23 protein-coding genes are annotated in these 24,573 nt (G+C 69.1%); 15 read left to right on the forward strand and 8 right to left on the reverse strand.

Annotated features, from left to right (window positions below; genetic code table 11):
• Positions 1 to 58: 58 nt before the first annotated feature.
• The 9 genes from ND450_RS00415 (at position 59) to ND450_RS00455 (ending at position 9,511) form a co-directional block, all read left to right on the forward strand.
• On the forward strand, positions 59 to 1,054 hold the full coding sequence (locus tag ND450_RS00415; RefSeq protein ID WP_089916669.1) for a LacI family DNA-binding transcriptional regulator: 996 nt from the start codon (positions 59 to 61) through the stop codon (positions 1,052 to 1,054).
• Between the two features lie 112 nt (positions 1,055 to 1,166).
• Positions 1,167 to 2,810, forward strand: coding sequence for an ABC transporter substrate-binding protein (locus tag ND450_RS00420; RefSeq protein WP_253324175.1), 1,644 nt, complete (start codon positions 1,167 to 1,169; stop codon positions 2,808 to 2,810).
• Positions 2,811 to 2,823: 13 nt separating this feature from the next.
• A complete protein-coding gene (locus ND450_RS00425) occupies positions 2,824 to 3,735 on the forward strand; it encodes an ABC transporter ATP-binding protein (protein WP_253324176.1) in 912 nt (303 codons plus the stop codon).
• A complete protein-coding gene (locus tag ND450_RS00430; RefSeq protein ID WP_253324177.1) occupies positions 3,732 to 4,712 on the forward strand; it encodes an ABC transporter permease in 981 nt (326 codons plus the stop codon). Before ND450_RS00425 ends, ND450_RS00430 begins: the two co-directional genes overlap by 4 nt.
• Before the next feature lie 2 nt (positions 4,713 to 4,714).
• The gene (locus tag ND450_RS00435; RefSeq protein WP_245786157.1) at positions 4,715 to 5,533 is read left to right on the forward strand and encodes an ABC transporter permease; all 819 of its coding nucleotides are present in this window, start codon (positions 4,715 to 4,717) and stop codon (positions 5,531 to 5,533) included.
• Positions 5,530 to 6,486, forward strand: coding sequence for an ABC transporter ATP-binding protein (locus ND450_RS00440; protein ID WP_253324178.1), 957 nt, complete (start codon positions 5,530 to 5,532; stop codon positions 6,484 to 6,486). Before ND450_RS00435 ends, ND450_RS00440 begins: the two co-directional genes overlap by 4 nt.
• Positions 6,479 to 7,807, forward strand: coding sequence for a GH1 family beta-glucosidase (locus ND450_RS00445; RefSeq protein WP_253324179.1), 1,329 nt, complete (start codon positions 6,479 to 6,481; stop codon positions 7,805 to 7,807). The genes ND450_RS00440 and ND450_RS00445 overlap by 8 nt, the downstream gene beginning before the upstream one ends.
• 235 nt (positions 7,808 to 8,042) lie before the next feature.
• Positions 8,043 to 9,293 carry a lysine N(6)-hydroxylase/L-ornithine N(5)-oxygenase family protein gene (locus ND450_RS00450; RefSeq protein WP_253324180.1) on the forward strand — a complete coding sequence of 417 codons (1,251 nt, stop codon included), beginning with the start codon at positions 8,043 to 8,045 and terminating at the stop codon, positions 9,291 to 9,293.
• A 20-nt stretch (positions 9,294 to 9,313) separates the two neighbouring features.
• Entirely contained in the window at positions 9,314 to 9,511 is a 198-nt protein-coding gene (locus ND450_RS00455) for an MbtH family protein (protein ID WP_253324181.1), read from the forward strand.
• A gap of 1 nt (position 9,512) precedes the next feature.
• Here the strand turns inward: ND450_RS00455 and ND450_RS00460 are convergent, their stop codons facing one another.
• Positions 9,513 to 10,331 carry a hypothetical protein gene (locus ND450_RS00460; RefSeq protein ID WP_253324182.1) on the reverse strand — a complete coding sequence of 273 codons (819 nt, stop codon included), beginning with the start codon at positions 10,329 to 10,331 and terminating at the stop codon, positions 9,513 to 9,515.
• Between the two features lie 65 nt (positions 10,332 to 10,396).
• Here ND450_RS00460 and ND450_RS00465 point away from each other — a divergent pair, with 65 nt between their 5' ends.
• The 3 genes from ND450_RS00465 to ND450_RS00475 are packed head-to-tail and all read left to right on the forward strand — an operon-like array spanning position 10,397 to position 12,296.
• Positions 10,397 to 10,765 carry a GntR family transcriptional regulator gene (locus tag ND450_RS00465; RefSeq protein WP_089916647.1) on the forward strand — a complete coding sequence of 123 codons (369 nt, stop codon included), beginning with the start codon at positions 10,397 to 10,399 and terminating at the stop codon, positions 10,763 to 10,765.
• Positions 10,765 to 11,640, forward strand: coding sequence for an ABC transporter ATP-binding protein (locus ND450_RS00470; protein WP_253324183.1), 876 nt, complete (start codon positions 10,765 to 10,767; stop codon positions 11,638 to 11,640). The genes ND450_RS00465 and ND450_RS00470 overlap by 1 nt, the downstream gene beginning before the upstream one ends.
• Positions 11,637 to 12,296: a hypothetical protein gene (locus ND450_RS00475; protein WP_253324184.1), complete on the forward strand. Its 660-nt coding sequence runs from the start codon at positions 11,637 to 11,639 to the stop codon at positions 12,294 to 12,296. The genes ND450_RS00470 and ND450_RS00475 overlap by 4 nt, the downstream gene beginning before the upstream one ends.
• Position 12,297: 1 nt before the next feature.
• On the opposite strand, the gene ND450_RS00480 is transcribed toward ND450_RS00475, so the two are convergent.
• Genes ND450_RS00480 through ND450_RS00490 form a run of 3 tightly spaced genes read right to left on the reverse strand, consistent with a single transcriptional unit; the run spans position 12,298 to position 14,563 of the window.
• Complete coding sequence (locus tag ND450_RS00480; RefSeq protein WP_253324185.1) at positions 12,298 to 13,269, reverse strand: LacI family DNA-binding transcriptional regulator; 972 nt, start codon at positions 13,267 to 13,269, stop codon at positions 12,298 to 12,300.
• Positions 13,270 to 13,274: 5 nt separating this feature from the next.
• The gene (locus ND450_RS00485; RefSeq protein ID WP_253324186.1) at positions 13,275 to 13,730 is read right to left on the reverse strand and encodes a hypothetical protein; all 456 of its coding nucleotides are present in this window, start codon (positions 13,728 to 13,730) and stop codon (positions 13,275 to 13,277) included.
• Complete coding sequence (locus ND450_RS00490) at positions 13,727 to 14,563, reverse strand: DUF1996 domain-containing protein (RefSeq protein WP_089916634.1); 837 nt, start codon at positions 14,561 to 14,563, stop codon at positions 13,727 to 13,729. The genes ND450_RS00485 and ND450_RS00490 overlap by 4 nt, the downstream gene beginning before the upstream one ends.
• Positions 14,564 to 14,778: 215 nt before the next feature.
• Between ND450_RS00490 and ND450_RS00495 the strand changes: the two genes are divergently transcribed.
• Entirely contained in the window at positions 14,779 to 16,485 is a 1,707-nt protein-coding gene (locus tag ND450_RS00495; protein ID WP_253324187.1) for a discoidin domain-containing protein, read from the forward strand.
• On the opposite strand, the gene ND450_RS00500 is transcribed toward ND450_RS00495, so the two are convergent.
• On the reverse strand, positions 16,469 to 18,388 hold the full coding sequence (locus tag ND450_RS00500) for a hypothetical protein (protein WP_253324188.1): 1,920 nt from the start codon (positions 18,386 to 18,388) through the stop codon (positions 16,469 to 16,471). The genes ND450_RS00495 and ND450_RS00500 overlap by 17 nt on opposite strands.
• Before the next feature lie 3 nt (positions 18,389 to 18,391).
• A complete protein-coding gene (locus ND450_RS45915; protein ID WP_371927617.1) occupies positions 18,392 to 18,535 on the reverse strand; it encodes a 50S ribosomal protein L32 in 144 nt (47 codons plus the stop codon).
• Positions 18,536 to 18,643: 108 nt separating this feature from the next.
• Here ND450_RS45915 and ND450_RS00505 point away from each other — a divergent pair, with 108 nt between their 5' ends.
• A complete protein-coding gene (locus tag ND450_RS00505) occupies positions 18,644 to 19,468 on the forward strand; it encodes a dienelactone hydrolase family protein (protein WP_371927746.1) in 825 nt (274 codons plus the stop codon).
• Positions 19,469 to 19,632: 164 nt separating this feature from the next.
• Here the strand turns inward: ND450_RS00505 and ND450_RS00510 are convergent, their stop codons facing one another.
• The gene (locus ND450_RS00510) at positions 19,633 to 22,152 is read right to left on the reverse strand and encodes an ABC transporter permease (protein WP_253324190.1); all 2,520 of its coding nucleotides are present in this window, start codon (positions 22,150 to 22,152) and stop codon (positions 19,633 to 19,635) included.
• Positions 22,145 to 22,903 carry an ABC transporter ATP-binding protein gene (locus tag ND450_RS00515; RefSeq protein ID WP_245786155.1) on the reverse strand — a complete coding sequence of 253 codons (759 nt, stop codon included), beginning with the start codon at positions 22,901 to 22,903 and terminating at the stop codon, positions 22,145 to 22,147. The genes ND450_RS00510 and ND450_RS00515 overlap by 8 nt, the downstream gene beginning before the upstream one ends.
• A gap of 606 nt (positions 22,904 to 23,509) precedes the next feature.
• Between ND450_RS00515 and ND450_RS00520 the strand changes: the two genes are divergently transcribed.
• Positions 23,510 to 24,541: a beta-ketoacyl-ACP synthase III gene (locus ND450_RS00520; protein ID WP_253324191.1), complete on the forward strand. Its 1,032-nt coding sequence runs from the start codon at positions 23,510 to 23,512 to the stop codon at positions 24,539 to 24,541.
• Positions 24,542 to 24,573 lie beyond the last annotated feature (32 nt).

Below are 24,573 nucleotides of genomic sequence, written 5' to 3' on the forward strand. Positions count from 1 at the left end.
CACCTCGTCGGAACCGGTTACGGAACCGGTTCCAGGAGGCGGCGGAAGGAAGTTCGGCATGCGTGTCACGATCGCAGAGGTCGCCCAACGCGCCCAGGTGTCCAAAGCGACCGTGTCACGCGTGCTGAACGGCAAGCCGGACGTTGACGCCTCCACGGCGCAGCGCGTTCGCAAGGTCATCGACGAAATCGGGTACGTGCCCAGTGCCCGCGCCGTCGGGCTCGCGCGGGGCCGGACCCGGACCGTCGCGATGCTGGCCCCTTCGCTCACGTGGCCGTGGATGGGCGAGGTGCTGCAAGGCATCGTCGACACCCTCGAGGCCGACGGGTACGGGTTGTTGCTCTACACGCTCAACCGCGGGCCCGAGTCGTTGAACCAGTTCGCGAACCACGTGTCCGCCAACGCCTTCGACGGCCTGCTGGTCGTCGAGCCGCCGGACGCGCTGCACTACATCTCCACGCTCTACCGGGCCGGGCTGCCGGTCGTCATGATCGACGACCGCGGTTCGCACCCGGAGTTCCCCTCGGTGACGACGACGAACCGGCAGGGAGGCGCGGATGTCGCCCGGCACCTCGTCGCGGCAGGCCGCCGCAGGTTCGCCGTCGTCACCGGGCCACCGCACTTCGGGTGCACTCAGGCGAGGCTGGACGGGTTCCGGCTCGCTTTGGCGGAAGCGGGCCTGACGCTGCACCCGGACCTCGTCGTCGACGGCGACTTCACCACGGAAGGTGGTGAAGTCGCCGTGGACAAGCTCGTGGCGAGTGGAATCCCGTTCGACGCCGTGTTCGCGCAGAACGACCTCTCGGCGGTCGGGGTGCTGCGGGCGCTGCGAGAATCCGGCCGGACCGTCCCCGGTGACGTGTCCGTGGTCGGTTTCGACGACGTCCCGGTCGCGGGACACACCGAACCCCGGCTGACGACGATCCGCCAGCCGCTGCAGGAGATGGGTGCCGCCGCCGCGCGGATGCTGCTCTCCACGCTCGAGGGACAGCCGATGCCCGACCACCCGCTGGTGCTGCCGACCTCGTTGATCGTGCGCGAATCCGCGCCCTAGACCCACCCTGCTCCACCACAACTGAAACGAGCACGCCAGACCGCATGCGGTCTGGCGAGTTCGCCGTACGCATGAGAGAGCGCTCTCATGCTCCGTATCGGGAGATTCCCCCATGCGCAGAACGATCATCGTCGCGTTGGCACTGGCGCTCGCGGCGACGGGTTGCTCCTCCGGTGGTGCTTCGAAGGCCTCCGGTGTGTTGACCGTGGGCATGCCCAACGGGCCGCTGACCGAGAACCACAACCCGTTCCTGCCCACGTCGGCGGCGGGGTCGCTGGGCTACCGCTACCAGATCTACGAGCCGCTGGCGTTCGTGAACAACACGCGCCCGGCCCAGGACCCGGTGCCGTGGCTCGCGACGAAGTGGGACTGGACGCCCGACTACAAGAAGGTCACCTTCACGATCCGGGAGAACGTGAAGTGGTCCGACGGCAAGCCGCTCACGGCCGCCGACGTCGCCTTCTCGTACGAGATCCTGAAGAAGTGGCCGGCGCTCAACAACCGCGACTCGCTCAAGGTCGAGACCGCGACGGCGACGCCGGACGGCAAGGTCGAGGTCACGTTCGCGAGCCCGCAGTTCGTGAACCGCAACAAGGTCATCAGCGCGATGGTGATCCCGCAGCACGTCTGGAGCACCGTCCAGGACCCGACGACCTACACGAACCCGAAGCCCGTCGGCACCGGTCCGTACGAGCTGAAGTCGTTCACCTCGCAGACCGTCACGATCGCGCGGCGCGCCGAGTACTGGCAGGAGCTGCCGAAGGTCCCGGAGATCCAGTACACCTCGTACAACGACAACACGGCGCAGACGACGGCGCTGGCGTCGGGTGCGAGCCAGTGGTCGTACGTCTTCATCCCGGACTACCAGAAGCTCTACGTCGACAAGGACCCGGCGAACCACAAGCTCTGGTTCCCGGCCGGTCTCGGCATCCACGGCCTGTGGCTGAACACGACCGTCGCGCCGTTCGACAACCCCGCGCTGCGCTCGGCGATGAGCGACGTGATCGACCGCGAGGCGATCTTCGTCAAGGGTGAGGCCAAGCTCTTCCCGAAGCTCGAGTCGAAGACCGGCATGCCGTTGCCCGCCGGTGACTCGTTCCTCGCGCCGGAGTACGAGGACGCGAAGTTCAAGATCGACGTCGAGGGCGCCAAGGCCAAGCTCACGGCCGCCGGCTTCAAGTACGCGGGCGACGTGCTCCAGGCCCCGGACGGCAAGCCCGTCACCATCGAGCTCACGAACCCGTCCGGCTGGTCGGACTACCTGACGGTGCTCGACATCATCAAGGGCGACCTGAAGAAGATCGGCATCGAGGCGACCGTGCGCACGCAGACCGCGGACGCGTGGACGACCGACTTCGCCAACGGCGCGTTCCAGGGCTCGCTGCGCTGGACCAACACCGGCGCGACGCCGTACGAGATGTACCAGAACATCATGGACGGCGCGGAGATCAAGCCGATCGGGCAGACCGCGGCGGTCAACTTCGGGCGGTACAACAGCCCCGAGGCGACCGCGGCGCTCGCCGAGTACGCGAACGCCACCGACGACGCGGGCCGCGCCAAGAGCCTCGCGGTGCTGCAGAAGATCATGGTCGAGCAGGTGCCGATGATCCCGACCTCCGCGGGCCCGATCGGCGCGGAGTACAGCACGAAGAGCTGGGTCGGCTGGCCGTCCGAGGAGGACCCGTACGGTCCGCCGCAGGCCACCCTGCCCAACGCACTGCAGATCGTCATGAAGCTGAAGCCCGCGGGGTCGTAGAACGATGAACACAGTGCCTGATTTCGAGGCAGCGCTTGAAGCGAAGGGTCTGGTCAAGACCTACAAGCGCGTGCGCGCGGTGCAGGACGTCTCCATCGTCCTGCGCCGCGGGCGCGTGACCGCCCTCGTCGGCGAATCCGGATCAGGCAAGTCGACGGTGGCGAAGCTGCTCGCGCGGCTCGTGGAACCCACCTCCGGCGAGATCCTGCTGGACGGCGAGAAGGTGCGGAGGGTCCGGGAGTACCGGCGCAAGGTCCAGATGGTGTTCCAGGACCCCTTCGCATCGCTCAACCCGATCCACACGATCCGCTACCACCTGACGCGGCCGCTCAAGATCCACAAGCGGCAGGAGACGGTGGAGGAACTGCTCGAGAGGGTGAACCTGCCCGCGGACTTCGCCGGCAGGTACCCGCACGAGCTCTCGGGCGGTCAGCGGCAGCGCGTCGCGATCGCCCGCGCGCTCGCCGCGCACCCCGAGGTGCTGCTCGCCGACGAGCCGGTGTCCATGTTGGACGTCTCGATCCGGCTCGGCGTGCTGAACCTGTTGCTGGACCTGAAGGAACGGCTCAAGCTCGCCGTCCTCTACATCACGCACGACATCGCGTCGGCGCGCTACTTCGCGGACGAGACGTTCGTGATGTACGGCGGGCAGATCGTCGAGGGCGGTGACAGCGAGACCGTGACGCAGCGGCCCGCGCACCCGTACACGCAGCTGCTGATCGAGTCCGCACCCGACCCCGAACGGTCGGTGATGGCGCTGGACGCGCCGCCGGAGGAGGCCACCCAGGTCTCGACCGGCTGCCAGTTCGCGCCGCGCTGCCCGAAGGTGCAGTCCCGCTGCTGGACCGAGGCGCCCCCGCGCACCGAGGTCGACTCCTACGGGCACTGGGCGGCGTGCTGGTTGTACGTGGAGGCGGCGGCATGACGTTCCTGCTCCGCCGTGCCGTGTTCTACCTCGTCACCCTCTGGGCGGCGATCACGGCCAACTTCCTGCTGCCGCGCCTGCTCCCCGGTGACCCGGTGCAGGCGATGATCACCAAGCTCGGTGGCCGGCTCAACAGCGACGCGATGGCGTCGCTCTACATCCTGTTCGGTCTCGACGACGACAAGTCGATCTGGCAGCAGTACGTCGACTACTGGGGCTCGCTGCTCCGAGGCGACCTCGGGCTGTCGTTCACGTTCTTCCCGACTCCGGTCGCGGACGTGCTCAGCCAGTCACTGCCGTGGACGCTCGGGCTGGTCGGCGTCACCACGGTGATCGCGTTCCTCCTCGGCACCTTGCTGGGCGTGTACGCGGGGTGGAAACGCGGGTCGTGGATGGACAACCTCATCCCGATGACGACGTTCCTGTCGTCGATCCCGTACTTCTGGCTCGGCCTGATCGCGATCTCGCTGTTCTCCGTGACCTGGCCGCTGTTCCCGGCGTCCGGCGGCTACGCGCCGGGGCTCGTGCCCGAGTTCTCCGGCGAGTTCATCGGCAGCGTCCTCGAACACGCCGTGCTGCCCGGCATCACGATCGTCATCAGCTCGGTCGCCGGCTGGATTCTCGGCATGCGCAACATGATGGTGACCGTGACGGCCGAGGACTACGTGCTCGTCGCGCGGGCCAAGGGGCTCACGCAGAAGCGGATCATGTTCGCCTACGCCGCGCGCAACGCCGTGCTGCCGTCGATCTCCGGTTTCGCGCTGTCGCTGGGCTTCATCGTCGGCGGCGCCCTGCTGGTCGAGATGGTGTTCTCCTACCCGGGACTCGGTTACGTGCTGTTCCAGGGCATCGGTGCGAAGGACTACCCGTTGATGCAGGGCGTGTTCCTGGTGATCACACTGGCGGTGCTGGTGGCGAACCTGCTCGCGGACATCGGCTACCTGCTGCTGGACCCGCGCACCCGGCGGGAGGGCTGACGGTGAACTTCAAGACCAAACTGGGCCTGGGCATCCTGGCCTTCTTCACGCTGATCGCGGTCATCGGCTCGTGGATCGCGCCGTACGACCCGTCCGCGATGAGCGACGACCTGCTGTCGCCGCCGTCGGGCTCGCACTGGTTCGGCACGACCATGACCGGGCAGGACATCTTCTCCCAGGTGCTCGTGGGCACCAGGGGCGTGATGGTCGTCGGGCTGGTGTGCGGTGTGCTCGCGACGCTGCTGTCGATCCTCGTCGGTGTCACCTCGGGGTTCCTCGGCGGTGCGGCGGACGAGGCGTTGTCCATGCTGGCCAACGTGTTCCTGGTGATCCCGGCGTTGCCGCTGATCATCATCGTGGCCTCGATGCTGCCGTCCGCCGACACCGTGCTGATCGCCGCGGTGATCTCGCTGACCGCGTGGGCGTGGGGTGCCCGTGTGCTCCGCGCCCAGACTATGTCGTTGCGCCGCAGGGACTTCGTGGAGGCCGCGCGGGCGTCCGGTGAGTCGACCTGGCGCATCATCGTGTTCGAGGTGCTGCCGAACCTGATGGCGGTGATCGCGTCCGGCTTCGTCGGCACGGTGATCTTCGCGGTCATGCTCCAGATCACGCTGTCGTTCGTCGGCGTCATCTCGCTCTCGACCTGGAACTGGGGCACGATCCTGTTCTGGGCGCAGAGCAACCAGGCGCTCGGCCTGGGCGCGTGGTGGTGGTTCGTCCCCGCCGGCCTGTGCATCGCGTTGCTGGGCACGGCGCTGGCGCTGATCAACTTCGGGATCGACGAGTACGCGAATCCCCGGCTGCGGAAGGTGCGCGCATGAGCCCGGTGCTGGAGATCCGCGATCTCTCGGTCGACTACGGCAAGCTCCGCGCCGTGCACAACGTCTCGCTGACGCTGAACAAGGGCGAGGTGCTCGGCCTCGCGGGGGAGAGCGGCAGCGGCAAGTCCACTTTGGCCTACGCGGCGACGCGCCTTCTGCAACCGCCGGGACACGTGCCGTCGGGCGAGGTTTTCTTCAAGGGCAAGGACCTGCTGTCGCTCAGCGACAAGGACCTCCAGGTCCTGAGGTGGAGCGAGATCTCCATCGTGTTCCAGGGCGCGATGAACGCCCTGAACCCGGTGATCTCGGTCGCCACGCAGCTCGACGACGTCCTGCGCACCCACCGGCCGCAGATGAAGCGGCCGGAGCGCACGGCCCGTGCCCGCGAGCTGCTCGGGCTGGTGGGCATCCCGGCCGACCGGCTGGGGGCGTACCCGCACCAGCTCTCCGGCGGCATGCGGCAGCGCGTGATGATCGCGATGGCGCTCGCGCTGGAACCCGAGATCGTCATCATGGACGAGCCGACCACCGCGCTCGACGTGGTGGTGCAGCGGCAGATCCTCGGCCAGATGATGAGGCTGCGCGAGACCCTGGGGTTCTCGGTCATCTTCATCACGCACGACATCTCGCTGCTCGTCGAGTTCTCCGACCGCATCGCGATCATGTACGGCGGGCGCGTGGTCGAGGAGGCGCCGGCGGGCGAGATCTACCGGGCGGCGAAGCACCCGTACAGCAAGGGGTTGCTGGGGTCGTTCCCGGCGTTGCGCGGCCCCCGCCGTGAGCTGAAGGGCATCCCGGGTTCACCGCCGGACCTGCGCTCGATGCCGTCCGGCTGCCCGTTCCACCCGCGGTGCCCGTCGGCGATGGACGTGTGCGGCGAACGGATGCCGTCGCTCGAGAACGTCGAGGAGACCCGGCGCGTCGCGTGCTGGCTGGAGGGTGTGCATGTCTGACGTGACCGCGGGGCTGCCCGCCGACTTCTTCTGGGGCGTCGCGACTTCGGCGTACCAGATCGAGGGCGCCTGGGACGAGGACGGCAGAACTCTGTCCATTTGGGACACCTTCTCCCGCCGTCCCGGCGCCGTCGTCAACGGCGAGACCGGTGACGTGGCCTGCGACCACTACCACCGCATGCCGTCCGACGTGGCGTTGATCGCCGGCCTGGGCGTCGACAAGTACCGGTTCTCCGTGTCGTGGCCGCGCATCCAGCCCGGCGGCCGCGGCCCGGTGAACCGCAAGGGCGTCGACTTCTACTCCCGGCTCGTCGACGAGCTGCTGGACAAGGGCGTCGACCCGTGGCTCACGCTCTACCACTGGGACCTGCCGCAGGAGCTGGAGGACGCGGGCGGCTGGCCCCACCGCGACACCGCGTACCGGTTCGCCGAGTTCGCGGGCCTCGTGCACGACGCACTGGGCGACCGCGTGCCGACGTGGACGACGCTGAACGAACCGTGGTGCTCGGCGGTGCTCGGCTACGACACCGGCAGGCACGCGCCGGGCCGCACGAACTTCGCCGAGTCCATGCGCGCCACGCACCACCTCCTGCTGGCACACGGGCTGGCGGCGCAGGAGCTCCGTTCGCGCGACGTCGCGTCGCTGGGCATCACGCTGAACATGGGCGTGCACAGCGCGGCGTCCGACGACCCGCGTGACGTGGACGCGGCCCGCCGCGCCGACGGGTTCGGCACCCGGATCTACCTGGATCCGCTGGTGCACGGGCGTTATCCGGAGGACGTGCTGGCCGACGTCGCCGCGCGGGGTGCCGAGCTGCCGGTGCGTCCCGGCGACCTCGAGGTCATCTCGACGCCGCTGGACGTGTTCGGCGTGAACTACTACACCTCGCACGTGCGCAGGGCGACCGACGATCCGCACGTGTCCGAGGTGGTGCCGCAGGGCCGCCCGGTCACCGCGATGGGCTGGGAGATCGTGCCGGAGGGCTTCACGTCGTTGCTGGTGCGCCTGCACGAGGACTACGGCGTGCCGATGGTGATCACCGAGAACGGCGCGGCCTTCGACGACCTGGACGTGGTGGACGGCCACGTCGCCGACGCCGACCGCGTGGACTACCTGAGGTCGCACATCGCCGCCGTGGCCGCCGCGGTGCGGGCCGGCGCGGACGTGCGCGGCTACCTGGCCTGGTCGTTGATGGACAACTTCGAGTGGGGCTACGGGTACGGCAAGCGGTTCGGCATCGTGCACGTCGACTACGAGACCCAGGAGCGGACGCTCAAGCAGAGCGCCCGGTGGTTCCGAGACCTGATCACGAGCCACTGACCCCTGAACTCCGGCCCGGCCGTCGTGGAATCTCCGCGCCCCCACGACGGCCGGGCCGGTTCCATTTCCGCCTCTTCGCGCCTGTTCACGGCTCGAATCCGAGTCGAGCGGCGCTCGCGTACGACCGTTCTCGCGCTCCAGCGACGTGGATCACGTCCGAATGCACTAGCTAAGGCATGCCTTAGTTAAGTTAGGGTTACTTTACGCCAGCGTGGAGTGCCAGGAGAGGATCGCGATGGAACCGGTGTTAGACCTGGCCGGAGTGGGGTTCGGCCCGTCCAACCTCGCTCTCGCGATCGCCGTGGAGGAACACGAACTCCCCGTCAGAGCCCGCTTCTTCGAGAAGCAGCCGCGGTTCGGCTGGCACCGGGGGATGCTGCTCGAGGACGCGACGATGCAGGTCTCGTTCCTCAAGGATCTCGTCACCCTGCGCAACCCCACCAGCGCTTTCAGCTTCCTCTGCTACCTGCGCGACCGAGGCCGGCTGATCGACTTCGTCAACCACAAGAACCTCTTCCCGCTGCGCAAGGAGTTCCACGACTACTTCGAGTGGGCCGCGGAACGGGTCGAGCACCACGTCTCGTACGGCGCGGAGGTCTCCGAGGTCCGCGCGACCGGCGACGGGTTCGAGTTCACCGCGGGAGGCCAGCAGGTCAGGACGCGCAACCTGGTGCTGGCGACCGGTCTCGAGGCCAACCTTCCGGACGGCATCGAGCCGGGCGAGCGGATCTGGCACAACAAGGACCTGCTCACGCGCGTCGACGCGCTGGAGGACCCGCGCCAGGTCGTCGTGGTCGGCGCAGGGCAGAGCGCGGCCGAGGCCGTGGCGTTCTTCCACGACCGGTTCCCGCGGGCCGAGGTGCACGGCGTGTTCGCGCGGTACGGCTACAGCCCCGCCGACGACAGCTCGTTCGCGAACCGGATCTTCGACCCCGCCGCGGTGGACGACTTCTACGCCGCGCCCGAGGACGTCAAGTCCAGGCTCATGGGCTACCACGCCAACACGAACTACGGCGTGGTCGACGGCGACCTCATCGAGGAGCTGTACCGGCGGGTGTACCGGGAGAAGGTCGTCGGCAGGCAGAGGTTGTTGCTGCACAACACCTCCAGGCTCACCGAGGTGACCTCCGACGGCAAGTGCGTCGTCGAGTCGCTCGCCGACGGCGGGCAGCTGCCGATCGACGCCGACGTGATCGTCTACGCCACCGGCTACCGGCCGGCGAACCCCGCCGGGCTGCTCGGCGACCTCGGCCGCCACTGCGAACGCGACGAGCGCGGCCGGCTGAAGGTGACGCGCGACTACCGCCTCGTCACGGACGACTCCGTGCGCGGCGGCATCTACCTGCAGGGCGGCACCGAACACACGCACGGCATCACGTCGTCGCTGCTGTCCAACACCGCCGTGCGCGTCGGCGAGATCCTCGACTCCGTCCTGCGCAGGGTCGCGCAGCAGCAGGCAGAACCGAAGCTCCAGGCAGTCAAGTAGTTCCACGAGGAAGGACCGTCATGACCAACCCGTTCGAGGACCCGCAGGGCCGTTTCTTCGTGCTGGTCAACGAAGAAGAGCAGCACTCGCTGTGGCCGGTGTTCGCGGAGGTGCCCGCCGGGTGGACCAAGGTGTTCGGCGAGGAGAGCCGCGAGGCGTGCCTGGCCTACGTCGAGGAGAACTGGACGGACCTGCGGCCCGCGTCGATCCGGGTTTGACTCAGGCGTCCACCGTCGCGCGGTGGTAGTAGGCCAGCACGACCGTGCCGGTCACCGCTGCCACCGCGCTCACCACCAGCCCGGCCTGCGAGACCGCGCTCATACCGGTGCCCTCGCCGAGCAGCTTGATGCCGATCCACGCCGCCACGATCGGGTTCACGACCGTCTGACCGGCCACGACGAGGTCGGGAGGTCCGGCCGCGTAGCCGAGCTGGATGAACCACGCGCCGGTGAGGAACGCGACGACGAGCCCGCCGAGCGAGACCCACTCGAGCGCCGGCAGTGACGTCGTGACGCCCCTGACCAGCACGGCGACCAGCCCGTACGCGATGCCGGCGCCCACGGACAGCGCCAGCGCCCTGATGGCCCCCGCGGTGAACGTCGCCGCGACGACGCACACCAGCACGCCCGCGACCACGAGTTGACCGGCCTGCAACGCGACCTTCGGCGTCACCTCGGTGGGGATCGCCTCGCCCGCCGTGATGGTCACGAACACCACGATCCCGACCGTCGCCACCAGCACCGCGGTGGCGAGCATCCCGCTCAGCCGGCGGGCGCGGACCACCGCGATGATCGGGATGGCCAGCGCGTTCAGCGGCGCGACCACCGAGACCGGGGCCAGTGACAGCGCGACGACCTGCAGGACCGCGCACGCGAAGAGCACCAGGAACCCGTGGACCCACCGGCGTGAACGCACGAGTTGCAACGCCGACGTCAGCTTCAGGTCGGTCGTCTCCCGCACGCCGGCGTGCTGCCACATCGCGCCGAGTGCGCTGCACACCGCCGCGAGCACCGCGCACAGGATCGCGACCCCGACCACGTGGCCAAGCGTACCCCGCCACTGCTATGGTTCATTACATGAGTAACGAACCGAGGAACTAGGTCATGTTCGACGACCGGAGCCCGATCTACCGGCAGATCGCCGACCGGATCAAGGCGGACGTGCTCAGCGGGGCGTTGAAGGCGGACGAGCAGGTCATGTCGACCAACCAGTACGCCGCCTACTACCGGATCAACCCGGCGACCGCCGCGAAGGCGTTCCAGCAGCTCGTGGACGAGCAGGTGCTCTACAAGAAGAGGGGGATCGGGATGTTCGTGAGCACGCGGGCTCGCGACATGCTGCGGGCACAGGGGCGGGAGACCTTCTTCGGCGAGGTCGTGGACCCGATGGTCGCGGAGGCGCGGGCGATCGGCATCCCGCTCGCCGAGGTCATCCGCCGGATCGAGCAGCACGAGAACAACGGGGGCGTGTGATGCGAGTAGAGGTGCAGGGCTTAACGGTCCGCTACGGCGACGTGACCGCCATCGACGACATGAGCTTCACGTTGTCCGGCAACAAGATCTACGGGCTGCTGGGGCGCAACGGCTCCGGCAAGACCAGCCTGATGTCGGCGCTTGCGGGGTACCGCAAGCCTTCAGGAACCGTTCAGCTCGACGGCGTGCCCGTCTTCGAGAACGCCGCCGCGATGCGCCAGGTGTGCCTGGTCCGGCACTCCGCCGACGCCGCGGACAAGGGCGACAAGGTCTCGCACGTGCTGGAGTACGGCGCCGCCTGGCGCGACACGTGGGACAACGACTACGCGCTGGAGCTCACCGAGCTGTTCAAGATCGGGCTCAGGACCAAGGTCGGCGAGCTCTCGCTGGGGCAGCGGTCCGCGCTCGGCGTCGTGATCGGGCTCGCCAGCCGCTCGCCGCTCACGATGCTCGACGAGTCGCACCTCGGCATGGACACGCCGACGCGGTACGCGTTCTACGACACGCTGCTGCACGACTTCATGGCGCACCCGCGCACGATCATGATCTCGACGCACCTCATCGAGGAGCTCTCCTCGCTGCTGGAGGAGGTCGTCATCATCGACGCGGGCCGGCTGGTGCTGCGGGAGGAGGCCGACGTGCTGCGCTCGCGCGGCACCGAGGTCACCGGGAACGCCTCCGACGTCGACGAGTTCACCGCCGGGATGACGGTGCTCGGCGAGAAGTCGCTGGGACGCACCAAGGCCGCGATGGTCTACGGGGCGTTGGCGGACGACCAGCTGGTCCGGGCGCGCGGGCTCGGCCTGGAGCTCGGGCCGATCGCGTTGCAGGACCTGTTCGTGCACCTCACCGATCCGGTCGGAGGCAAGCGGTGAAGATCTTCCGTCGCCTGACGGCGGCGCTCGGCCTGTTCAGCGCGATGGTCGCGGGCGGCGCGTTCGTGTTCGTCCTGGCGCTCACGTTCGTCGTGTCGATCTTCCGCGACGTCGAGATCAGCGCGTGGAACGTCGTCGCGTCCCAGGTCGGGCCCTGGTTCCTGCTGTTCGTGGGCGTCTACGCGATCCACAACATGATGCCGGTCGCCGTGGCGCACGGCCGCACGCGCCGCGAGTTCCTCCTTGCGGCATCGGCGTTCTCCGTCGTGCTGGCGGTCGTGATGACGGCGACCGAATGGCTCGGCTTCCTCGTCGAGGGCGGGATCTACTCGCTCATGGACTGGCGTGCGGACGAGCACGGCGCCCAGCTCTCGTACTTCCTGATGTACCTGGTGTGGATCGCGGTCGGGATGCTCTGCGCCGCCGCGTTCGACAGGTACGGCGGGGGCGGGCTCTTCGTCCTGCCCGTGGCGTTGGCGCTCGTGGTCGTGACGCGGCTGCGGATGCCGGGGTCGGGCAACCTGCCGTTCGTCGACGACACCCCCGACCTGTTCGGCTCGGCGCTGCCCGCGGTCCTCGTGCTGTCGTTCGTGGTGGCGCTGGCCGGCACGTGGGTGATCGCGCGCGACATGCCGATCCGGCAGCGGACGAGCTGACTCAGCCGCTGTCCCGCACCACCAGCGTCGGCTCGAAGACCACCGAGGTGGCGGGGGAGCGCGGCTCGGCGATCTGGCGCAGCAGCTGCCGCGCCATCTCCGCGGCCATGTCCGTGATCGGCTGCCGGACCGTGGTGAGCTCGGGTTCGGACGTCAGCGCGGCGCTGCTGTCGTCGAACCCGACGACCGCCACGTCGTCCGGCACCCTGCGGCCGCTGCGGTGCAGCACGGGGATGGCGCCGTTCGCCATCAGGTCCGAGGCGATGAACACGCCGTCGACGTCCGGGCAGCAGCGCAAGAGCTTCTGCATCGCGGTGATCCCGGACTGCCGGGTGAAATCCCCGTGCACCACCACGGCGTCCGGCACCTCGGCGAGGAACCCGGCGAGCCGGTCCTGGCCCGCCGGGGTGTCCTGGGGTCCGGTGATCGTCGCGATCCTCCTGCACCGCGACGACTTCAGGCGACGCCCGGCCATCGCGGCCCCCGCGGTCTGGTTCACGTCGACGTAGGTGATCGGCATCGGCTTGAGCGGGCGGCCGGCGAGCACGACCGGCAGACCGGCCGCGATCAGCTCGCCCGGCACCGGGTCCGCCGGGTCGGTGTGCACGAGGATCACGCCGTCGAGCCGCCCGCACCGCAGGTCGCTCATCGCCTGCGCGCGCGTGCCGGGGCCGGTCATCATCAGCACCAGGTGGATGCCGAGCGGTCGCACGACCCTCGTCACGCCGCTGACGACGCTCGCGAGGTGCGGGTCGCCGTCCATGCGGCGTTCGTCGGGCAGCAGCAGGCCGATCGCGGCCGCCCGGCGCGTGACGAGCGACCGCGCGGCGATGTTCGGCAGGTACCCCGTGCTGGAGATGGCCTTCTGCACGGCGTGGCGCAAAGACTCGTCGACGCTGGAAGCGCCGTTGACGACTCTCGACGCGGTCGCGCGCGACACCCCGGCCACCCGAGCCACCTCCTCCAGCGTCACGCGCTTCACCCGGCCGCCAGCTCTGCCGTGCGGTGCCGCTCCATCAGCTTCACGACTTCGGCGGTCGGCGGGTGGGTGATCGCCGAACCCGCCGAGCGCACGACCTCGAGCGACTCGGTGAGGTGGGTGCGCACGAACTGCTCCAGGGCGTCCGGACTGGTCGAGGCGAGCTGGATCTCGGCGTCGGTCGGCATGCCCGGCATGTCGTGCCCGGCGTGGTTGTTGACGTACGGCGCGTCGAGCAGCTTCCTCAGTTCGGTCAGCTCGATGTTCCGGTTCTCCTTCCACTCCGGCCGGTCGGTGAGGTCGAGCAGTTTGAGGGCCTGCTCGTCGGTGGCGATGGCGAGCTCGACGAACGCGCGTTCCGTTGCGCCGTAACCGTTCTGGGCGACCGGTGCCGGTGGCGGGGGTGGAGCCTGCTGGCAGGCCGCGAGAAGGCCTGCCAGCAGGAGCACTGTCATCCGTGGTTGCCGTTGTGGTCGCACTTGATCACCACGTTGATGCAGTTGCGGACGCGGCGTTCCATCTCGGCGCGCGGCCACACGTTGAAGAAGTCACCGTGCATCGTCTGTCCCGTGCCGGAAGCGAGCCGGAGTCCGGCGGTGCTGCCGTTCACCGGGTACCTCAGCACCATGCGCAGCTTCGGCACGGAGACGGGGTGGCTCGACGGGCAGCCGCCCGCGACCGGGTAGGACATGTGGGACTTGTGGTCGGCCGAGTCCAGGTTCCGGCCGTCCCAGCACTGCGGGAAGTCCAGGTAGGTCTCGAGCATCGTGCCCGCGGGGCAGGTCACGAAGTTCTTGGACGGGTTGACGTGCCCGGCGTGCAGGCAGGACCAGCGCGCGATGCTGTCGGCATCACCCGTGGCTTTCGCGTTGCCCGCGACGATCTTCAACCCGTACGGCGTCGGCTGGATCGCCGCGGGGTTGTTCACGCCCTCACCGAGGTAGTAGAAGGTCACGCCGGTCGGTGCGATCGCGGTGTTGTCCCGGTAGAGCGTCGGCACCCAGTACGACGAGATGTCCGCGGCCGGGTTGCAGTTGCCGGTCTGCCCCTCCAGCGACTGCTGGGTGGACCGCGCGTTCGTCGAGTGGTTGCCGAAGAAGTCGTGCATGTGCGAGGCACCGGCGAGGTTCGGCAGGACGATCGGGTCGTCCGGCAACCGGTGGCTGATGGGGCACTCCGCGAGGAACTCGGCCACGCGGACGGGTTCTCCTTGTGCCGCAACGGGAATGCTGAGCGCCGTGGCTATCAGCCCGATGACGGCGGCGATGTGGAACAAAGGCTTCCTCATTGAAGCTTTCCTCTCCGCAGCAGGATTGGGAGAGCGCTCTCACGCATACCGAGCATGGCGCAGTCCGCAATCTGGCGTCAATCCGCAAGAAACGTTCAGAAGTCCCGGTTTTCTTGACACGGCGGCTCCCGTGCCCCGACGCTCGGCTCTGCACTCCTGTCGCAAGAGAGCGCTCTCTCGCCCTCACCTCCCGTTCTCCGGCCCCAGGAGCACCCATGTCAGGAAGGCTTCAACGCGGAAGACTCCCCCTACTCGCCGCGGCACTGGTCGCCGCGGCCCTGATCGTTCCAGTGCAGGCCGCGGCCGCCGGCCCGCTGATCTCCCAGGACCGTCCCGTCACCGCCTCCAGCAGTGAGAACGCCGCGTTCGGCGCCGCCTCGGCCGTCGACGGCGACCTCGGCACCCGCTGGTCCAGCGGGTTCAGCGATCCGCAGTGGATCCAGATCGACCTCGGCTCGTCCGCGAGGGTCGACCAGGTGGTGCTCGCCTGGGAGACCGCGAGCGCGCGTGCCTACACGCTCAGCATCTCCGCCGACGGCACCAGCTGGCAGGAACTCCGCCGGACGACGACGGGACCCGGCGGCACCGAGACCCTCGCGGTCAGCGGCACCGGCCGGTACGTGCGGCTCGACCTGACCCAGCGAGCCACGCAGTACGGCTACTCGCTGTGGGAGTTCCAGGTGTTCGGCACGCGGGGCAGCGCCGCGGAAACCCTGCTCTCGTACGGCAAGTCCGGTTCCGCGTCGACGTTCCAGGACGACGCGAACTGCGGCGGGTGCACACCGGCCAAGGCGTTCGACCGCGATCCCGCGACCCGCTGGGCGACGAGCGCGACGAACGGCTGGGTCGACCCCGGCTGGATCTCCGTCGACCTGGGCGCGACCGCGCAGATCTCGAAGGTCGTGCTGCAGTGGGACCCGGCCTTCGCCACCGCGTACCGGCTGGAGGTCTCCGACGACAACGCGAACTGGCGGCAGATCTACTCGACCACCGCGGGCCGCGGCCTGAAGGAGACGCTGACCGTCAGCGGCACCGGCCGGTACGTGCGGATGTACGGCACGGCCAGGTCGAACGGCTACGGCTACTCGCTCTGGGAGTTCCAGGTCTACGGCACGGGCGGCGCTCCGGTGACGCCTCCGCCGCTGCCGCCGAACCCGTCGTTCCCCGGCCGGCTCGTGTGGGCCGACGAGTTCAACGCCCCGGCGGGCACCGGGCCGGACGCCTCGAAGTGGACGCCGGAGATCGGGCCGGGCGTGAACAACGAGCTGCAGTACTACACGAACAACAACAACGCCCGGCACGACGGCAACGGCAACCTGGTGTTGCAGGCACGGCGTGAGGTGACGCCCGGCAGCGCGTGCCCGGTCGACCCGGTGAGCGGCAGCGGGACCTGCCAGTACACGTCCGCGCGGCTCAACACCTACGGCAAGTTCAACTTCACCTACGGGCGCGTCGAGGCGCGGATCAAGGTGTCGTCGACGCAGGGTCTGTGGCCCGCGTTCTGGATGCTGGGCGCGGACTTCTTCGACCAGCGCAGGCCGTGGCCCTACACCGGCGAGATCGACATCATGGAGCACGTCGGCAAGGAACCGAACCGGGTGTACTCGACGTTGCACGCGCCCGCGTACTTCGGCGCGGGCGGGTACGGGTCGCCGCTCGACCTCGGTCAGCCCGCGTCGTCGGCGTTCCGGACGTTCGCGGTCGAGTGGGACTCGAGCCACATGACGTTCTCGGTGGACGGCAACAGGTTCTTCACCGTCGACCGGGAGCAGTTGGAGACGACGCGGGGGCCGTGGGTCTACGACCACCCGTTCTTCCTGATCATCAACAACGCGGTGGGCGGCGACTGGCCCGGCCCGCCGGGGGCCGGGACGCAGCTGCCGCAGGACATGGTGCTGGACTACGTCAGGGTGTACCAGTGATCGAGGTGCTCGCGGGAGGCGAGACGTCGAACGCCTCGCTGACCGCTTCCACCTCGATCTGCGCGGTCTCGCCGGCGGCCAGCGTGATCGCGGGCACGAAGTACGCGTCGTTCGTCGTGCCGCCCAGGAAGATCCGCTCGGTGCCGGCCTTGTAGACGCGGTACTGCCGCGCACCGGGTGACCGGGTCCAGGTGAGCCGCGCCGACACCGTCGTGGCGTTGGTGCGGCTCACCTGCTCGGTCTGGACGTTGGACGGCGCGGCGGGCGGCGTGAGCACCGGGTTCGTCACGCCGATCCGGCCGATCAGAGCGGTGACCGCGGCCCCGGGCAGCACGCGCAGCGAGATCTCGGTGAGCGTGGCGCCGGAGTGCTCACCGAGCGGGAAGACGCTGCGCCGCCACGCCCCGCTGACCCCGCCGAGGTCGAGGACCTGCTCGGTCGCGCCGATCTTCAGGACGGCCTGCAGTCGCGACGGTCCGGTGCCCGTGCGGTGCACGATCTCGAACTGGCTGGCGCCGGTGAGCCTCAGCGACGTGGCGAACAGGCGGACGTCGTTGGCGGACTGCGGGGTGCCGGTGATCTTCAGCGCGGTGCCGCCGTCGTACGGGTCGTCCCAGTCGAGCGACGGCGTGACCTTCGTGCCGGTGCCCGTGACGCTCCACCGCCACGTCGGCAGGACGTCCTGCAACGACAGGTTGTTCCACGCCTGCGTCGAGCGCACGGTCCCGTTGACGGCGAACTTCCTGCCGTGGCCGGTGTTGAAGTTCGTGACGAACGGCAGCTGCGTGATCGGCGTCAGCTCGGTGACGTAGTGGGCGACGCCCTTCCAGTTCGCCGTCGTCGTGGTGTTCGAGGGGTCGCCGTTCTGGCCGACCCAGAACCTGTTGTCCCGTGCGTAGAAGTCGGCGGGGCCGGTGGAGGACTTGAACGTCCACTCCGGACGGTAGAAGCCGAGCGACGTCACGTGCGGCCTGCCCTCGGGGAAGACGCTCGCCCAGGTGACACTCGTGTTGTAGCCGTTGGCCTCGACGTCCACACCGGACGCCAGGTCGTACGGGCTGCGGCCCATCTGCTGCGCGAGCGCCGCCGAGTTCGCGAGGCCCTGCGTGCTCCACCAGAAGTTCAGGAACATCTCGTCGGACTGCTCGAAGAACGCCCGGTTGCGCGCGGTCAGGGCGTTCTGCCAGCTGACGCTGCCCGTGTCGGTCATCGCGTCGTACCAGATGACCCGCAGCCCGGACTTCTTGAGGTAGACGATGAAGTCGCGCATGTCGGTGGCGAGCTGGGTGTTGCCGCCGGCGGTCTCCTGGTTGAGGAACCAGCCGTCGAAACCGTGGTGGCGCGCGACCTGGACCATCTTGTCCGCCACGGGGAACCGGTCGCCCTCGCGCCTCACGAAGTCGCGGACCCACTGGATCTGGCCGCCGTACGCCGTGGGCGGGAGGAACACGTTGCCGATCACCCTGACGCCGTTGCGGTGCGCGGCGTCCGTGACGGTCGGATTCGGCGCGAGGATCAGGCCCTCGGACGCGGATCCGCCCCAGAACACCAGCTCGTCGATGTACTGCCAGTAGTTCGTGGCGTAGTAGTTCATGTCGAGCGAGCCCTGCGCGGGGTTGCCGCTCGTCGGCGCGTAGGCCACCAGCGCCTGCACCCTGGCCTCGTTCGGGCGGGCGTGCGCGTTGGCCGGTCTGGCCGGGGCGACCCGTCTCGCGAGCGGAACGGTGCTGCGGTTGTACTTCGCGTCCCGGTCGGTCGACGGGTCCCAGTTCAGGATCGTCGCCGGGTGCCAGTAGGACGCGAACGGCTGCGCGGTCTCGGCGGCCGTCGCGGGCGTCTCGGACAGCAGACCGGTGAGTGCCGCTGTGGAGCTCAGGACGAGGAACTGTCTGCGGGTGGGCATAGATCACCCTCGTGGGCCGTCCGAGTCGCCGCATACCGCTTCTCCGGTGACTGGACAGGACGACAACGTCCCGGTCCGCTGCGCTGGGTGACCGCGTCGATCTCGACGACGTGCCGTCGAACACCGTCGAAACATCCCGGTAACCATCCATATGGCCGGATCGGAGCGGGGCTACCGGGCGGTAGCGTGAGCGTCGCCGTCGCTTTTGGTTCCCCTGCAACCAATCGAGGTGTCTTCGTCGTGCGCGTCAAACCCATGCTTGCGGCGCTGGTCCTGGCGCTGATCCCCGCCACCGCCCCCGCCGTCGCCACCGCGGCGGCCAACCCCTACGAACGCGGCCCCGCACCCACGGCCGCCTCCGTCGAAGCGGCCCGGGGCACGTTCGCCGTGACGTCCGCGGCCGTGGCCCGCCAGTCGAACTTCGGCGGCGGCACCGTCTACACACCGACCAGCGACCTCACGTTCGGCGCGGTCGCCATCTCACCGGGCTTCACCGCCACCCAGACGTCCGTCGCGCACTTCGGCCCGCGCCTGGCGTCCTACGGCTTCGTGGTGATCACCATCAACACCCTGTCGGGCTTCGACGACCCGGACAGCCGGGGCCGCCAGCTGCTGGCCGCGCTCGACCACGTGGTCCGCACCAACCCGCGCGTGGACGCCTCACGCCTGTCGGTCATGGGCCATTCCATGGGCGGCGGGGGAGCGTTGCGCGCCTCCGCGACCCGCCCCGCCCTGCAGGCGTCGATCCCGATGGCCGGCTGGCACACCACGAAGAACTGGTCGACCGTCCAGGTGCCGACCCTGGTGCTCGGCGGCCAGAACGACCCCACCGCGCCGAACTCGCAGCACTCGACGCCGTTCTACAACTCGATCACCGCGGCGCCGGACAAGGCGTTCCTCGAACTGCGCGGCGGTGACCACTCGGCGCCGCGCAGCGACAACGTGACGGTGCGGAAGTACACGCTGTCGTGGTTGAAGCGGTTCGTGGACGACGACGTGCGGTACGACCAGTTCCTGTGCCCGGCGCCCACGCCGAACACGCTCATCTCCGCGTACCGGGACACCTGCCCGCACGCGTGAGAGAGGGGAGGGGCTGTGCCGGCCAGCGGCGGCCCGGCGCAGCCCCTCCCGTGCGTGAGCACGCACGGAAAAGGGTGCCGTGCCGGCCCGCGAAGGCCTGGCACGGCACCCTCCCTTTCACCTCACCGGCCCGCGACCGGCCGGCACGCCACTCTCTGTTCGCCTCACTCGTAAGCGATCGCGTCCAGCACGTTCAGCCGCGCCGCCCTGATCGCCGGCAGGATCGCCGCCACCACGCCGACCACCGCCGCCACCACCAGGTACTGCACCATCGTGGCCCACGGGAACCCGAGCTCCGAGATGCCCTGGTCCTTCAGCGCCTGCACGGTCGCGACGCCCAGCGCGAGGCCGACCGCGAGGCCGAGGACCGCGCCGAACACCGAGATCACCACCGACTCGACGGTGATCATCCGCATCACCTGCGCCCGCCGCATGCCGATGGCGCGCAGCAGGCCCAGCTCGCGGGTCCGCTCGATCACCGACAGCGCCAGGGTGTTGATGACGCCGAGCACCGCGATCAGGATCGCCAGGGCCAGCAGGATCTGGATCATCAGCAGGACCGTGTCGAACTGCGAGGTCGTCTGCTTCACGAACCCGCTGCGGTCCTGGACGGTGATCTCCGGGTTGTCCGCGAACAGCGGCTCGACGCGCTTCTGCACGTCCGCCACGTTCGCCCCCGGCCGCACCTGGGCGAAGGCCTGGCCGATCTGGTCGGAGCGGAAGTCCTTCGACGCCGACTCCGGCAGCACCACCGCGCCCTGGAGCACCTGGGACTTGGCCCAGACGAAGCCGACCGCGTACGTGCGGGGCTCGCCCTTGGCCAGCTGCAACGTGATGGTGCTTCCGACCTTCCAGCCCTTCTCGGTCGCGAGGTCCTCCGGCAGGCCGAGCTGGTCGTCCCGCAACGGCTTGATGTCACCGGACTTCGGCTTGAGGGCGAACATCTCCTTCAGCGCGTTCACGTCCGTGACCGCGACGGCGAAGAGCTGGTCCTCGCCCTGCAGCACGCCGTCCGACGCCCAGCCGAAGGCCGACTTCACGCCGTCGGTCTTCTCGACCTTCGTCAGCACGTCGCGCTGGAACGTGGCGGGCCGGCCCTCCACCTGGCCCTCGCCGGAGATGATCAGGTCGGTCTGGAGCTGACCGGACGCCAGCTTCTCGATCGACTTGGTCGCCGAGGTCAGCACCACGCTCACGCCGGTGATCAGCGAGATGCCGACCATCAGGGCGGCCGCGGTGATCGCGGTGCGGCGCGGGTTGCGCGCGGAGTTGCGGCGGCCCAGCAGGCCCGGCATCGACCACGACAGCAGGCGGCCGATCAGCGACACCATCGGCTTCGACAGGATCGGGGTCAGCAGTGCGACACCGACGAAGGCCACCAGGATGCCGCCGAAGATCAACGGCAGCGAGGCCTGGTTGAAGCCGAACCCCAGCGACGTGCCGCCCAGAGCCGCGACGGCCGCGCCCGTGATCGTGATCTTCGTGAGCGGGCGGTCCGGCGTCGCCGCCTCCCGCATCGCGGCGACCGGGGCGATCCGCGACGCACGCAGCGCCGGCATGACCGCCGCGACGACGGTGACGATCATGCCCACCGCGAACGACGAGATGATCGCCGACATCGGCACGCCGATCCCCGCGAGCTGCAGGCTGCTGCCGCCCAGCGAGCTGAAGACGGTGGCCAGCAACGCCCCCACGCCCACGCCGGCCCCGAGACCGACGATCGACGCGATCAGGCCGATCACCAACGCCTCCAGCACCACGGACCCGATGACCTGGCCGCGCGAGGCGCCCATCGACCGCAGCAGCGCCAGTTCCCGCGTGCGCTGGGCGACGATGATGGAGAACGTGTTGAGGATGATGAAGATGCCGACGAACAACGCGATGCCCGCGAACCCGAGCAGCACGTAGTTGAAGAACTTCAGGCCCTCGTTGATCTGGTCGGCCTGCTCCTTCGCGAGCGCCGCGCCGGTCTTGACGTCGTAGCCGGCACCGAGCTTGGCCGCGACGGCGTCGCGCAACGCGTCGTCGGACGTGCCCTGCGCCGCCGTGACGGTGATGCCGGAGAACACGTCCTTCTTGCCCAGCAACAACTGCTGCGCGACCGGCTCGGTGAACGCCACCGACAGCTCACCGCCGAGCGAGTCGCGTCCGCCCGCGTACTCGTAGATGCCGGTGATCTTGAAGGTCTTCTTGGGTTCCAGCGTCAGCAACGCGATGTCGTCGCCGACCTTGAAACCACCGGTGGTCGCGAGGAAACCGCCGACGGCGACCTCGTTCTCGGCGGCGGGCGCCTTGCCGTCGCGGATCTTCTCCTGGCCGGTGCCCGTCCAGTTGAAACCGAACCGCGGCGAGCCCGACGTGGTGATGACCTTGCCGTTCTTGCCGATCGGCCGCGCGGACCCCTGCACGTCACCGACCGCCGACGCCACCCCCGGCACCGACTTCACGTCCGCGATCGCCTGCGGCGTCAGCGGTTCCGGCTGCTTGCCCTTCTCCGCCTTCGGCGACACCGACACGTCCACGTTGGCGAACGCCGACGAGAACAGGTCGGTGAACGAACGCTGGAGCGTGTCGGTCAGGACGAACGAACCGGACACGAACATCACGCCCAGCACCACCGCGAGCGCGGACAGCACGAGACGGAGCTTGCGCGACAGCAAGCTCTTCAGAGTCGCCTTAAACATGCGGCACCGCGACCACGGAGTCGAGGTGCTTCATCGTGTCCAGGACCTCGTCGGCCGACGGCGACAGCAGCTCGCGGACGATGTGGCCGTCCTTGAGGAAGATGACGCGGTCGGCGTACGACGCGGCGTTGGCGTCGTGCGTGACCATCACGATCGTCTGCCCGAACTCGCGGGCGGACCGCTGCAGGAACCCGAGGACCTCGGCACCGGACTGCGAGTCCAGGTTGCCCGTCGGCTCGTCCGCGAAGACCACGTCGGGGCGGGAGACGAGCGCACGCGCGCACGCCACGCGCTGCTGCTGGCCACCCGAGAGCTGCGTCGGCCGGTGGGTCAGCCTGTCCCTCAGACCCACCGTGTCGACGACGACGTCGAACCAGTCCCTGTCGACCTTCTTGCCGCCGATCGCGAGCGGCAGCGTGATGTTCTCCTCCGCGGTCAGCGTCGGCAGCAGGTTGAACTGCTGGAAGATGAAGCCGACCTTGTCGCGCCGCAGCTCCGTGAGCCCGCGGTCCTTCAACCCGGTGACCTTCGTGTCACCGACCCACACCTCACCGCTCGTGACGTCGTCCAGCCCCGCGAGGCAGTGCATCAACGTCGACTTGCCCGAACCGGACGGGCCCATGATCGCGGTGAACCTGGACTTCTCCAGGTCGACGCTCACCCCCGCGAGCGCGGTCACGGCGGCGTCGCCGGACCCATAGGACTTCCACACGTCGACGGCTCTCGCCGCGACTCCATCGGACGCGCTCACCTGTCTGTCCCCTCCTGTGGGTCTTGTGCGCACCATCTTCGGCTACGCCGCCGCACCGAAGGCTCAGGTTCTCCCCTGAGACGAACCCTGAACAGTGTGCGCCTACCCCCGAGTGGGCACACGACGAGCGAGCTCATGACTCCGGTGCGTGCACGGTCGCGCACGGTCCGCGGGATGACGTTATTTCACGTGCGGCACAGGTGTCTTCCACCTTTGGATGACCAAGCACCTCACCGGAAGTCTCGTCTTCCCCCGCTCCGCTCCTACGAGCCGTCTCGCGCACTCCAGGCGTGCACTCCGGAACGTTCGCCGCGCAGCTCGCGAAGTCCACGGGCGCCACGCGAACTCGGCTGAGAGAAGCGGCAAGGTTCGAACCGTCTTCGTGGACGAGAACGATCGTTCACAGAGGAGGGTGACGCGCGGAGACCGAGGCACGCCTGCGCCACCCCGGCGGTGATCACGAACCTGAGTAGATTTCACATCAGGATCCGTTGTGCGCCAACGATTCTGCTACCAGTGAGTAACTCGACGCGGCGCGCGTGACGAACCACACCGGGTGCTCCCCGTCCCGTCGGCCTCGGGTACTTTCAGACGGGATCTATCCACATGCTGAGAAGAGACGACCTGTTGACCGAGCGCGTCCGGCACCCGATTCCCGTCCTCGAGGCCGTAGCGGGCTGCGTGCCACCCAAGGTGGTGTCGAACGAGGAACTGCCCTCGCACTGGGAGACCAGCGATGCCTGGGTGCGCCGGCGCACCGGGATCGGCACCCGGCACTGGGCCGACGAGGGCACGTCCACGGGTGACCTCGCGCTGGCCGCGGCCGAGGCCGTGCTGGCCAGGTGCGCGAGCGGGCAGGTCGACCTGGTGCTCGTGGCGACGTCCACCCCGGACCACCCGATTCCCGCGATGGCACCGGCGCTGGCCGCGAGGCTGGGGCTCGCCGGGGTGGCGGCGTTCGACGTCGCGGCGGTGTGCACCGGGTTCGTCTACGGGCTGGCCACCGCGAGCGGGATGATCGCGGCAGGGATCGCCAGGCGGGTGCTCCTGGTCGCGGCCGACGTCTACTCGACGCTGATCGGCCCGGACGACCGCGCGGCCGGCGTGGTGTTCGGGGACGGAGCCGGTGCGGTGGTCCTGCGCGCGGGTGAGCCGGGGGAACCCGGTGAGGTCCTGGGCTTCGACCTCGGCAGCGACGGCACGGGCCACGACCTCATCACCGTGCCGGGCGGTGGTGCGCGGGACCGGGCGGAGCCGGGCCGGTACACGGAGCCGGACCGTCATTTCCGGATGAGCGGGCGCGAGGTCTACCAGCACGCCGTCACCCGGATGACCGAGTCGTCCCTGGCGGTGCTGAAGAACGTGGGGTGGACGACGGCGGAGGTCGATCGTGTCGTCGCGCACCAGGCCAACGCGCGGATCCTGTCGATGGTCGGGAGCAGGCTGTCCATTCCGGACGAGAAGGTCCTCGGCAACATCGAGAGGGTCGGCAACACCGGAGCCGCGTCCATTCCCCTCGCGCTCGCGGATGCGGTGGCACGCCGGGAGGTCCACGCCGGGGAGAGAGTGCTGCTGACGGCCTTCGGTGGAGGTCTCACCTGGGGTTCTGCCGTGCTGGTGTGGCCGGAGGTCGTCTGAGCGACCGGCGACGGGTCCGTGTCGCCCACGCC

This window comes from Lentzea sp. HUAS12, assembly GCF_024125735.1.
GTDB classification, from domain to species: domain Bacteria; phylum Actinomycetota; class Actinomycetes; order Mycobacteriales; family Pseudonocardiaceae; genus Lentzea; species Lentzea albida.